This window comes from Vibrio sp. Vb1166 (assembly GCF_033338695.1).
Classification (GTDB): Bacteria; Pseudomonadota; Gammaproteobacteria; order Enterobacterales; family Vibrionaceae; genus Vibrio; species Vibrio alginolyticus.
This window is the reverse complement of record NZ_JAWOTE010000003.1, coordinates 114,140-126,598: the sequence shown is the minus strand read 5'-3', so window position 1 is coordinate 126,598 and position 12,459 is coordinate 114,140. Positions and strand designations below refer to the sequence as shown.

The 12,459-nt window shown below is 46.7% G+C and carries 11 protein-coding genes; 3 read left to right on the top strand and 8 right to left on the bottom strand.

Annotation, left to right across the window (positions count from 1 at the left end; genetic code table 11):
• Positions 1-177: 177 nt before the first annotated feature.
• The 4 genes from R7E51_RS04955 to norV form a co-directional block, all read right to left on the bottom strand.
• On the bottom strand, positions 178-1,056 hold the full coding sequence (locus R7E51_RS04955) for an NAD(P)-dependent oxidoreductase (protein WP_005375233.1): 879 nt from the start codon (positions 1,054-1,056) through the stop codon (positions 178-180).
• Positions 1,057-1,240: 184 nt separating this feature from the next.
• Complete coding sequence (locus tag R7E51_RS04950; RefSeq protein ID WP_005375231.1) at positions 1,241-1,579, bottom strand: DUF1971 domain-containing protein; 339 nt, start codon at positions 1,577-1,579, stop codon at positions 1,241-1,243.
• A 42-nt stretch (positions 1,580-1,621) separates the two neighbouring features.
• Positions 1,622-2,770, bottom strand: a complete 1,149-nt coding sequence (gene norW / locus R7E51_RS04945; RefSeq protein ID WP_206957827.1) for an NADH:flavorubredoxin reductase NorW — start codon at positions 2,768-2,770, stop codon at positions 1,622-1,624.
• Between the two features lie 10 nt (positions 2,771-2,780).
• A complete protein-coding gene (gene norV / locus R7E51_RS04940) occupies positions 2,781-4,283 on the bottom strand; it encodes an anaerobic nitric oxide reductase flavorubredoxin (protein ID WP_104980119.1) in 1,503 nt (500 codons plus the stop codon).
• 191 nt (positions 4,284-4,474) lie between these two features.
• Here norV and norR point away from each other — a divergent pair, with 191 nt between their 5' ends.
• The 3 genes from norR (at position 4,475) to azu (ending at position 7,543) form a co-directional block, all read left to right on the top strand.
• Entirely contained in the window at positions 4,475-6,007 is a 1,533-nt protein-coding gene (norR, locus tag R7E51_RS04935) for a nitric oxide reductase transcriptional regulator NorR (protein WP_206957829.1), read from the top strand.
• Positions 6,008-6,104: 97 nt separating this feature from the next.
• On the top strand, positions 6,105-6,755 hold the full coding sequence (locus R7E51_RS04930) for an HAD family hydrolase (protein WP_047102577.1): 651 nt from the start codon (positions 6,105-6,107) through the stop codon (positions 6,753-6,755).
• 335 nt (positions 6,756-7,090) lie between these two features.
• Positions 7,091-7,543 (top strand): azurin, encoded by a 453-nt coding sequence (azu, locus tag R7E51_RS04925; protein WP_005375211.1) that lies wholly within the window; start codon positions 7,091-7,093, stop codon positions 7,541-7,543.
• Positions 7,544-7,769: 226 nt separating this feature from the next.
• On the opposite strand, the gene R7E51_RS04920 is transcribed toward azu, so the two are convergent.
• The 4 genes from R7E51_RS04920 to R7E51_RS04900 form a co-directional block, all read right to left on the bottom strand.
• Positions 7,770-8,120, bottom strand: coding sequence for an ethanolamine utilization protein EutQ (locus R7E51_RS04920; protein WP_017635301.1), 351 nt, complete (start codon positions 8,118-8,120; stop codon positions 7,770-7,772).
• Positions 8,117-9,433 carry an NAD(P)/FAD-dependent oxidoreductase gene (locus R7E51_RS04915; RefSeq protein WP_005385877.1) on the bottom strand — a complete coding sequence of 439 codons (1,317 nt, stop codon included), beginning with the start codon at positions 9,431-9,433 and terminating at the stop codon, positions 8,117-8,119. Before R7E51_RS04915 ends, R7E51_RS04920 begins: the two co-directional genes overlap by 4 nt.
• Positions 9,434-9,445: 12 nt before the next feature.
• The gene (locus tag R7E51_RS04910; RefSeq protein WP_206957832.1) at positions 9,446-10,879 is read right to left on the bottom strand and encodes an FAD-dependent oxidoreductase; all 1,434 of its coding nucleotides are present in this window, start codon (positions 10,877-10,879) and stop codon (positions 9,446-9,448) included.
• Positions 10,880-11,021: 142 nt separating this feature from the next.
• Positions 11,022-12,458: an aldehyde dehydrogenase family protein gene (locus tag R7E51_RS04900; protein WP_017821268.1), complete on the bottom strand. Its 1,437-nt coding sequence runs from the start codon at positions 12,456-12,458 to the stop codon at positions 11,022-11,024.
• Position 12,459 lies beyond the last annotated feature (1 nt).

Below are 12,459 nucleotides of genomic sequence, written 5' to 3'. Positions count from 1 at the left end.
ACACTGTGTGATTTAAAGACGAAAAAAAAGAGGTGCTCTACAGCACCTCCTGATTTCAAATCACTAATCCTTAATCAAAAGTCATAAACCATGCTCAAGGAGGTTCATTATGATTAACTTAGATTTCTTTAAGCTCTTTGATACCAAAGAACTGTTTATCTATTACTGATTCATCAACTACTGATTTTTAGCTACCGCTTTGATCAGTACTGATGTATCCATGCGACCTAAACCATCACGTTGAAGGTCTGCGTATTGCTCATCCACTTTCTTAGTCAGTGGAAGTTCTAGACCCACTCGCTCAGCTTCTTGCAGACAGAAACCTAAGTCTTTGCGCATCCAATCAATAGCGAAGCCAAAATCGAACTTGTCTTCAGCCATCGTATTTGCGCGGTTTTCCATCTGCCAAGAACCTGCAGCGCCATGCTTAAGCGTTTCTACAACTTGAGCGATGTCCAAGCCTGATTTTTGTGCCAGCAACAAAGCTTCACTCAGCCCTTGTAAAACGCCACCAATACAGATTTGGTTTACCATCTTACAGCGTTGACCCTGACCGTTTTCACCCAGTAGCGTCATCTGCTTCGCGTACACATCCATCGCCGGAGACACACGGTCAAAAATGCTTTGTTCACCACCACACATGATGGTTAGAACACCATTTTCTGCGCCTGCTTGACCACCAGAAACTGGCGCATCAATGAAGTGATTACCATACTTAGCACACGCTTCAGCCAGCTCAACCGCTAGGTCTGCAGAAGTCGTTGTGTGGTCCACTAGCACTGCATCCGCTTTCAAGCCAACCAGAATGCCTTCTTCACCGTAAACAACGCTACGAACGTCATCATCATTACCCACACAGGTAAAAACGATGTCACAGCCTTCTGCCGCTTCACGTGGTGTTTCACAAGCTACGCCTTGGTATTCTTCAGCCCATTTGTCGGCTTTTGCTTTTGTGCGGTTGTATACTTTGGTTTCAAAACCCGCTTTACTTAGATAACCAGCCATTGGGTATCCCATCACACCCAGACCAATAAATGCTACTCGTTGTTTTTCCATTGCACGCTTCCCTTAGTTCACCTGACTGAAATGTTTCGTAACATGCTACTAAAGAATTGATATCATTACTCGTGATTTCTCTTTCCACGGTCTCGATGATCCAGTATTTCAGTTCGTTTATTGCGCCTTCTACCCCCCTTTACTTGACGATTAGCATAACAGTCAAAGCACTTAAAAAGGTTTACTACTGCTTAGCATGGAACATCGCTTGCCCACTCTTATCTTTGTTCGACCAGAAATTGATGTTGAACTGAGCATCATCGCTCATCTCAATACGGTGCCAGTACTGCGGTGGGCTTGTAGCAAACTGGCCTGCATTAATCACCACCACCACTTCTGCTTCTGTGGCATTTTCATCAGCAAAGCCGTAGTAAGTCACTTGCCCTTCCATGACGCACAGCTGTCCAAACACTCCCTCAGCGGTATTATGATGAGTCAGTAGCGCTGGTGGCACATTGTCTTTAGTGAAGAAAGGCGTTGAACGTTGAACAGTCCAGTCTTTAGGAATTCTTAGATGCGACATAATGATACCCTCTCTAATTACAATTCTTTTCGTTTAAATCGGTTAAGCCTGACCGGCTTGAGACAACTCTCGAAGCAATGGAAATGCTTGCGTAACTTGTTCTCCCGTCACGACGAAGCCCATGAGTCGGCTATTTTCATCTTCTGCTTTCGCGGCAATGCCAGTTTGAGAAATCTGCACGCTCCAGTTCGTCACCGAACTAAAATCGCCTGCCAATTGAATTGGGTAGCTCGGCGTTTTCACCTTTACCATCATAGGCGGTAGTTTCAGCTCTGCTTCTTGCCCTAGTAGCTGTTTGCCCAAAGCATTGGCACTTAGCACGATCGGTTGGAGATACGGCATCATTCGACCTTGGATCTCGGCACAATCGCCTAATGCGAACACATTGGCTGCTGATGTCTGTAATCGAGCATCCACCTCAATGCCTTTATTCACGCTCACCCCACAAGCTTTCGCTAACCAAGTGTTAGCACGTAAACCCGCCGCTGAAATCACTACATCGGCTTGGATTGCTTTACCTTGGCTCAAGCTTGCCACCAGCGAATCATCTGAGTGATTGATCGCGACAACTCCAGTCTCCAAGGCAAGTTGAATACCTTGCTGCTTAAGTTGGTTCTCCAGCGGCAATGCAACGAATTCAGGAATCAAGTTAGCGAGCAAACGGGGATTTGGCTCAACCACCGTAACTGCTTTACCACTGGTTGCGAGATCCATGGCGATCTCGACGCCGATCAAACCACCACCCATTACTAGAATTCGTTTCGCACGACTGATTTGCTCTTCCGCAAATTGATATTCTTGTAGCGAGTTTAGCGTTATCACCTCAGGTGCTACATCACCAGATATTGGCGGCACAAAGGCTTTCGCGCCTGTCGCAAACACCAGTTTAGAGTAAGGATAGGTTTGGCCGTTGGCGACCACTTGCTGAGCTTGCACGTCGACATGCTCAATCATGGTATGGGCGAACAGTTCGATGTTGTGTTCCTGTGCAAACTCCTCACCACTTTTAACTACCAAATCTTGGGCAGTTTGCTTGTTACTGAATACATGACTCAAATCAGGCTTGTTGTATTCCGCGCCATCATCAGCAGTAAACACTTGCAGCGGAATATGTGCGTCCATTCGACGCACTGTTTTCACCAATTGGTAAGCCGCAAAGCCGCTACCAATAATCACAATAGGTGCTTGCATATTCGCCCCCTTACCCGTTGTATTCGACAAAGACGTCTTTACCCAAGTGACATTCTGGGCACAAGAAGTAATCCGGCACTTCAGACCATGCCGTACCCGGTTCAACGCCTTGATTAGGCTCGCCTTTAGCTGGGTCGTATACCCAATTACAAACGGCGCAAACCATGCATTGACAATCTGCGGGATGCGCCTCAGTACTAGGGTTGCTAGGAACAGCATCTACTACAGCTTGTGTTGCTACTTGTGCAACGGGTTGTGATTGAACTTGTGGTGCAGACGCAGCAATCGCCGGAGAAATAACAGGACTTGTCAGGTCATGCTTCGCCCACAACTTCGCGATGTTTTGACCATGTTCGCGACATTCACGCATCGCTTTACCATCTGGTCGCCATTTGGTTTTCAAACTCACCGCGGTTTCAAAGCCTGCGTCAGTCAATCGAGCATGGATACGATCCACCGCACCACCGTTCCAACCGTAGCTACCGAACGCAGCGGCTTTCTTCGCCTTAAAGCGCAGACCGGTAATTTCTTCTAGCATGCCTGCGATCTTCGGCATCATGACGTTATTCATGGTAGAAGAACCAACCAAGATGCCTTTTGAGCGGAATACATTGGCGAGAATTTCATTCTTATCATGCTTAGAGACATTAAAGACTTTGACCGCCACGCCAGGATCGACATCGTGAATGCCTTGCGCGATTGCATCGGCCATCATTCGAGTGTTGTTTGACATTGAATCGTAGAAAATCGTAATGCGATCTTCTTGATAATTGTCTGCCCATGCTAAGTATTGCTCGATGATTTGAACCGGATTATCGCGCCATACAATACCGTGTGACGTTGCGATCATGTCGACAGGCAAATTAAAGCTCAGCACTTCTTTGATTTTAGCGGTTACCAAGCTGCTGAATGGCGTTAGGATGTTTGAGTAGTAACGCAAACACTGTTCCATCAACTCATTTTGATCCACTTCATCATTGAACAGACGTTCATCACAGTAGTGCTGACCAAATGCGTCATTACTGAATAACACTGCATCGCCCGTTAGGTAGGTCATCATGCTGTCTGGCCAATGCAGCATCGGCGCTTCCACGAACACTAGTTGCTTGCCATTACCGATATCGATGCTGTCGCCCGTTTTTACGGTTTTGAAGTTCCACTCAGGATGGTGGTGATGACCCACAATCGAATCAATCGCCGCTTCTGTACAGTAAATTGGTGTGTTCGGAATTTTCTCCATCAATGCAGACAATGCGCCCGAGTGATCTTCTTCTGCATGGTTTACCACGATAAAGTCGATAGACTTAAGGTCGATTTCCATCTCTAAATTTTGGATGAATTGTTGACTGAATCGATGATCGACCGTATCAATCAATACGGTTTTCTCTTCACGAATTAGATAACTGTTGTAGCTGGTACCTTTTGTCATTTTGTATTCTGTACCGTGGAAGTCTTGAACTTCCCAATCGCGTTGACCTACCCAGTGGATGTTGTTTTTTACGTGAATTGTCATAATTACTACCTTGAATGACGGGATAAACAAAAAATAATTTCTTCTTGTATTGCACTGGGCGTGCCAACTTTTAATTACTATATATTTCAACACCTTAATTAAAATCCAACTTTAAAAACTGTCATTTAGACACAGTTGAAAATTGTCATTAAGACACTACAATAGTCATATTGACACAATCGGTATTGGCTATGACTTCTTTAATCGCGCAATGGCTACACATCACGCAAGACCTTAACTCGGCCCTCACTCAACAGGCTCGCTTCGATACGTTGTTAACCACGATTCGAGACGTATTGAAGTGTGACTCTTCTGCCCTTCTTTTGTATGAAGACCAGCACTTTAAACCTTTAGCGATCAATGGATTGGCGAAAGAAGTGCTTGGACGCCGTTTCTCCATTGAGCAGCACCCAAGATTAGAAGCCATTGCCCGAGCAGGCGATATCGTGCGCTTTCCCTCTGACAGCGACTTACCTGATCCATACGATGGTTTGATCCCTAACCACGATGACAAACTGCATGTCCATTCCTGCATTGGTTTACCTCTGCTGATCGACGATCAACTGATTGGTGCCATTACGATTGACGCCTTCGACCCCAACCAATTTGATGGGCTACGCAACCAAGAGTTACGTTTTGTCAGCGCATTGGCAGCAGGTGGCTTGCACACTGCACTCCTACTAGAACAGCTAGAGACACAAGCGAGCCTGCCACGCGACTCTTACGCCGAGAAACGCACCTTAAGTAATGAAATCATTGGCAACTCTCAGGGCATGCAAAATCTTCAAGAGCAGATTGATGCAGTCGCCGATACGGAGTTGTCTGTATTGGTCATGGGAGAAACGGGCGTGGGTAAAGAGTTGGTTGCGAGCGCTATTCACCATCGCTCTAGCCGCTCGAACAATACTTTGGTTTACCTCAACTGTGCGGCGCTGCCAGAATCAGTCGCGGAAAGCGAGTTGTTCGGCCATATCAAAGGCGCATTCACAGGCGCAATCAGCAATCGTAAGGGTAAGTTTGAACAAGCCGATGGCGGCACACTGTTTTTAGATGAAGTCGGCGAACTGTCGTTAGAACTGCAAGCTAAGTTACTTCGAGCTCTACAATACGGCGACATTCAACGTGTGGGTGATGACCGCCATATTCGAGTCAATACACGCATTGTCGCCGCCACCAACCGTATATTGCATGAAGAAGTGACTGCTGGTCGCTTCCGAGCCGACTTATATCACCGCCTAAGCGTCTTCCCGCTTCATGTTCCACCTCTTCGTGAACGTGAAGACGATGTGGTGTTACTCGCAGGCTTTTTTGCCGAACGTTTAAGAAGCAAATTGGGATTGAACAGCATTCGTTTGTCCCCCACTTTGGTGCAGGCACTCAAAGACTATTCATGGCCAGGCAACGTGCGAGAGCTTGAACATGTCATTAAACGTGCTGGTGTTTTGGCAAAAGCGCGTACCCACGCCATGGACATTGAGTTAGTTGAGCAAGATTTTGACATCCGAACGCCGCATCAGAACATCAAGAACGCTGAAGAAGGGGAACAAAACTCTCGGCTTGATCTACCAGAAGGCGGATTAAAACCAGCCACAGACGCCTTCCAAAAAGCGATGATTGTTCGAGCACTGGAAGAAAACCAAGGCAACTGGGCAGCAACGGCACGTCAGTTGGAACTGGACAACGGCAACTTACACCGCTTGGCAAAACGCCTAGGGATAAAATAAGGATTGGGTAAAAAGCGTGTGAGATGGTGGAATTCCGCAGGAAAAACGATGTTGCTTGTGTCAAAATGCGCCATCTCAATCGACAAATCATAAAGTAATGAATTATCAAGCAGCTATTTTCGACATGGATGGGTTACTCCTCGACACCGAACGCGTTTGTATGCGTATCTTCAAAGAGGCATGTGAAGCCCAGAACCTACCCTTCTATAAAGATGTTTACCTTTCAATCATTGGTCGCAATGCAGCGGGCATTGAAGTGATTTTTCGTAAAGCTTATGGGGATGATCTTGACCGCTTACACGAAGAGTGGCGCGACCGTTACGACGCTGTGGTTAAGCACCAAGCGATACCAGTAAAAGAAGGGGTGATTGAGCTGCTTGAGTGGTTGAAAAGCCAAGGGTTGCCAATTGCAGTCGCCACTTCTACAGCAAAAGAAGTGGCACAGAAGAAGTTGGAGTTAGCGGGCCTAAGCAAGTATTTCGACAACTTAACGACGGGCTGTGAAGTGTCACACGGCAAACCTGATCCAGAGATCTACCTGCTTGCAGCAAGTCGTCTAAGCGTAGATCCAACCAAATGTCTCGCCTTTGAAGATTCAAATAATGGCGTGCGTGCTGCGGTAGCAGCGAACATGATCACTTATCAAATTCCTGATTTGGTTGAGCCTTGTGACGAAATAAAGCAATTAGGCCATACTGTCGCACCTTCACTGCATGATGTGTTGCACACGTTAAAGCAAACTCGCTAGGCCTACTTGTCGTCTGTTCTCTAGAAGCTCAGCAATTTAGCTGAGCTTCTTTCTTGAAACCTCTCCAATACCGTAAAACCAAACAATTCTGCCACCCGTTTAGAGAGATTATTTTCACCTTAACTCTGGCTAATCACGACTTTTGATTTAACTCACGCAATCGCATGAAATAAGGCATTTGAGTGATCAAATAGCGGAACTGACCAGTACAAGCTTGCAACAAAACGTCAATATACCGATTGAAGCACGTTTTTGGAGTGAAAATTGGCTGATAATGAGAACTATTGGATAAGATCAATCCAAGTCAGCCTAAAATACAAAATGGAGAGTGTTATATGTCTTTACGTTTATTAGCAACAACCTTCGCATTAGTAGGAATGAGCTTTGGTGCCCAAGCCAGTGCCGAGTGTGAAGTGTCATTAGATGCTAACGATATGATGCAGTTTTCTACTAAAACATTGAGCGTACCAGCCACTTGTAAAGAGGTAAAACTAACGCTGAATCACACAGGTAAGATGCCAGCGCAATCGATGGGTCACAACGTGGTCATCTCTGACACAGCCAACCTACAAGCAGTCGGTACTGATGGCATGGCAGCTGGAGCAGAAAATAACTACGTAAAACCAAATGATGATCGCGTCTACGCTCACACAAAAGTAATTGGTGGCGGTGAAAGCACCAGCATTACGTTCAGTACTGAGAAAATGAAAGCCGGCGGTGACTATTCATTCTTCTGTTCGTTCCCGGGTCACTGGGCAATCATGCAGGGTAAATTTGAGCTAAAATAAAAGCTTTAGCCAAGCCAAAAGAAGACTCATTATAGGGAAGCCAAGGCTTCCCTTTTTGATAGATAAAATAGCAATTGAGAAAGGTCTAACACGTCTGGAAACGTGACCAAGAAACATAGCAAGTATGAAACCCTTGCTCCATTGAGATTAAGTTCTTTTGCGAAAAGTTATGGTTAAAAATCAGATTTTTATTTTGCCTTTCCGAAACACAACTAAATGATAAAAGTCATTCAATACCATGTAACTCTTTCCAGTTTCCTGGATGAACCACATAGCCGAACAGAGCATGCCCACCATAAACCAATTCAGTCCCTTCCGGTATCCACAGCATCTGACCTGGGTGCACAAAATGTGTTTCACCATTTGCGGTCAGCTCGAAACAGCCTTCAATCACGAAAATAACCTCATCATAAAGCACTGTCCAAGCCACTTTAGCGCCTTCCCATTTAGCAAAGCCTACGCCTATGTTTGGTGAAATTTCTGGGCTTAACGCCCTGGCAACATACGCCATTCCTGGCGTATCACCACGAACATTGAAATCTAGACTTTTACTATCAACAAGTTTGACTGGCTTCATAATTCACTCCGGCTTTGCCATTTTGCTAATTGGATACGCGTTTTTACTCCCAAACCTAAAAAAGGCTCTGGCGGATTCAAACAAGGCATTCCTGTCACTTGCTGTATGTCATCCAATGATTTAGATGTCGCACCAACGACATAGTCAGCTAACAGTGTTCCAGAAATGGTTCCCCACGCAGCACCAACACCATTGTCACAAGCGCTGGCATAAACACCTTCATCTAATTGACCGAAAAAGTTAGTAAAGTTACGAGAGATTGCATACACCCCACCCCATGTGTGAGTAAATGGTACGTCGGCCAGCTCGGGATAACGCGCCAGAAAGACCTGACGATGATCGTCGCGAATTTGTTCTCTGACTTTATCGTTCATGCTTGAGCCATATTTCGGCACGTGTTTGTAAGTATTGCGGATCAAAATACGTCGATCGGCGGTCATACGTAACGTCGTTCCCGCATGATCAGCTGGAGTTAACCCCCAATTCAGCTCACCTCCGTATCGTTGCATTTCTGCGTCGGTTAATGGACGCGTCCAGCTTGCAAACGTCATCACTGGAAGTAGTCTGTTTTTAAGATAACCAAACTCCCGAGTAAAAATGCTGGTCCCAAGCAGCAGTTCAGGGGTTTCAACAGAGCCACTATCTCCATGTAATACCCAGCAACCGTTTTCTTTACTGAGCTTGCGGATTGGCGAGTTCTCTAACACCTCGACGTTCTCTGGAAGGCTTTCCCCTAGCCCACGCACCAAAGCAGCAGGTTGCATTAAATAACCACCTGGCGTGTAAATTGCGCGGCTGTAGTAGTTGGTTCCCAAGACTTTCGCCAGCTCACTGCCATTAACATGGAAGTATGGTTCGCCAAGGTCTTTCATTAGGTGCTCAAAGTGATCGAGATACGCTTCACCGCGCGCCCCTACGGCTCCTTGATATTTGCCCTTTGCTGACCACTGACAAGAAATACTGTGCTTCGACACTAAAGTGTTTAGCTGAGCAATCGCAGAACGGTTGAGCGACAATAACTTTTGTTTGTGCTCAGGGTCGGGATGCTCAAGTGAAAACTTATGAGGCAAATCGATAACAAAGCCCGAATTTCTTCCTGAAGCCCCTTGGCCGATACGTTGCGCATCAATCAGTATAATTCGTGCATTAGGCATAAGTTCAGCTAAACGTCTTGCCATAGCTAGGCCTGCGAAACCGGCACCTAACACGGCATAGTCAGCACTTTGTTTACCTTTTAACGCCGATTTTTCTGGAATACTTGGCAACGCATGGTACCAACCACACGTCACGTCATCATTGGGTAAATGAATCATCTTTTTTCTCCGCTACGCTGCTGACAGTTTCAATGACAATTGATCTAGCCAAGGGCCGCGTAATGACTGTACTTTTCTTCCTAGCAACGCAAAACCGAGCATTGCTCCTTCTGGTGAATAAAACGCAGCGGTCAATTCATCTGCTTGGGTCTCGATGTACCATTGTCCCTGTTCTTCAGCGGCTACCGGGAAAATCGTGAGTGGAAGAATCGGCGTTTTTACAATCACTGGAGTTGGTGTTAACGAGATAGGGGCGACATCGCCTAGCAAGCTTTTCGCTACAGAAGGGATCATTTGATTAATCGGTGCAATATAGGGCTGCCAACCTTGCTCAGTTTCAACACAGTCACCTAGCGAGTAAATATTCTCATCACTCGTCTGGCCGAATTGATTCACTTTAATGCCCCGGCCAACTTCAAGCCCCGCGCGCTCAGCCAGAGAAACATTTGGCTTGAGTCCAACCGCGCTCAGCACTAGATCTGCTTCAATCTGCTTGCCACTGTTTAGATGTAAAACCGCACTAGATTCCGACCTTGGTTCGATTCTGGTGATACTGTCTTGTAGAGCCCATTGCACGCCTCGATCGGCAAGTGCGCTTTGTAATGATTCACCCAACTGTTGCGGGATCAAACGCTCCATTGGCCATTGACCCAACCCGATAACTGTTACTTCATAACCGCTTTCGATCAGATCATTTGCGAACTCACAGCCAATTAAGCCATCACCTAGGATCGCGATGCGCTTTTTGTCTTGCAGCTCCGCTCTGAAACGGCGGTAATCAACTAAGTCGTTCACACTCATAACCCAAGAGCGATCGCCCTCAATTGGGATTTCAATCGGTGATGCACCTGTTGCCAGTACCAAGCGGCTGTAGGCGTATTTACCGATGGAGGTATGTAACGTTGAATTGGCACGATCGATCTGTTCAACACGGGTATGCGGGTAAACTCGGATATTGAGACGGCTTTCCCACTCCAACGCGCTCTCACTTTGTAGCGCGTCGCCGTCTTTATTCATGACCAGTGCATTAGACAATGCTGGTTTGCTGTACAAAGCGCCATCATCAGCGGTAAAGACAGTGATCGGAACCTTCTCAGATTGCGCTCTAAGTGCCGCCGCCAACTGGTAACCACTGTGGCCACTACCGATGATAACGATAGGGTCATTTGAGAATACAGGTTGAGTAACTTCAGATGGAAGAGGCTGAGCAGTATTTGGCTGAACAGACGCTTCTACCGACACCGAAGACACCGCTGCAACCTCTTCTAGTGGCGCGTCGTCGGTAATTTCGATCATTTCAAAATCGGCCTTACCCACTAAACAGTCAGGACATAACCAGTCATCCGGTACATCTTCCCATACTGTTCCTGGTGCAATGCCATCGGATGGCCAACCTTGTGCTTCATCATAGATTAAGCCGCAAATAATACAGAGCCACTTTCTCATCACTTATACTCCAACTACCTTGTTCAGAATTTCCGTGTTTACAAACCGCTGTCAGATTTGTTGTGATTCCATCAACCTCGCCCTAGCTTGTGGTCTGAAATCCAAGCCGGTACGAGGTGATGAAAATACAGTTACACGGTAGCTATACGTTGCTGTCTTGCTGCAAACGAATGGCAATATTGCGTGTCTGGACGTAGCTATAAATCGCTTCTTGTCCTTTTTCTCGCCCAAACCCGGACAAGCCCACGCCACCAAATGGTGTTTCGATGCCACCAGCAAACCATTCATTGATGAACACTTGTCCACCACGCAGTTGCTGTGCCACACGCAATGTTTGGTTTAGGCTTTCACCAAAGACACCAGCGACCAGGCCAAAATCGGTGCCATTCGCGATTTCAACGGCCTCTTGCTCGGTTTCAAACGGTGTAATTACCAGTACAGGACCAAACACTTCTTCTTGAGCAATACGCATATCTGGTGAGGCTTCAATCACCGTAGGTGCCACAAAGTAACCCGACAAATCAGGGGCGTATCCACCCGTTAGGATTTTCGCGCCGTCGGCTTTTGCTTGTTCTATCATTTCAAGCACGCGCGCTTGTTGATCAGCCGATACCAACGGTGTTATATCCGGCTGGCTTTCGCCTTGGCCAATGGTTAGGCTTTTTGCCATTTCCACAACCGCCGCTTTTACTTCTTCATAACGCTCTTTTTGAATCAGCAAACGAGACATTGCCGAACAAACTTGACCAGCGTTAAAGAAAATACCGACTTGAACGCTTTGTAAAAGCGTTTCGAGACTCACATCTTTCAGTGCGATAGCGGCCGATTTACCACCCAGCTCCATCACAGATGGTGTGGCGCGTTGCGCTGAATCTTTCAGTATGCGTTGGCCGGTCGGCACAGAACCTGTAAAGACAATTTGATCAACGTCTTGATGCTGCACCAAGTGGCTGCCAACGACTGAGCCTTTGCCACATAGCAAGTTAATCGTGCCTTTTGGGAAGCCCGCTTTTTCAATCGCTTTAATCAACAACGTCATAGCGAGTGGGGAAATCTCTGGCGATTTGATCACCACTGCGTTACCAGCAGCTAATGCAGGAGCTAATGAGCGTGCACAAATAGAAACTGGGAAATTCCACGGCACAATCTGCACTGACACACCAAACGGCACATATTGGGTGAAATCGACATAATCTTTACCCAACGGAATTGACGAGCCTTCCAGCTTGTCGGCCATGCCAGCGTAGTATTCGAAGTAACGTGCCGATTCTAAAAACTCATCTTTGGCATCTTGCAAAGATTTCCCATTTTCACGGCAGGCAACTAACCCACCTTCATCAACCATTTCACGAATAGCCGCGGCGGCTTTTAACATCCACTCGGTTCTGACGGCTGGACGAACGTCCGAAAGAAGACCTTGATTGACCACTCGACGTGCCGCTGCCATTGCGCGATCTGCATCGGTGATAGTGGATTCTGCAATCGTCGCATACGCTTCGGCTGTGCCAGGGTTCATGACGGTCAGCGCTTGCTCTGAATCGCACCACTCACCATCAATATAATTAAGGTAATGCATCATA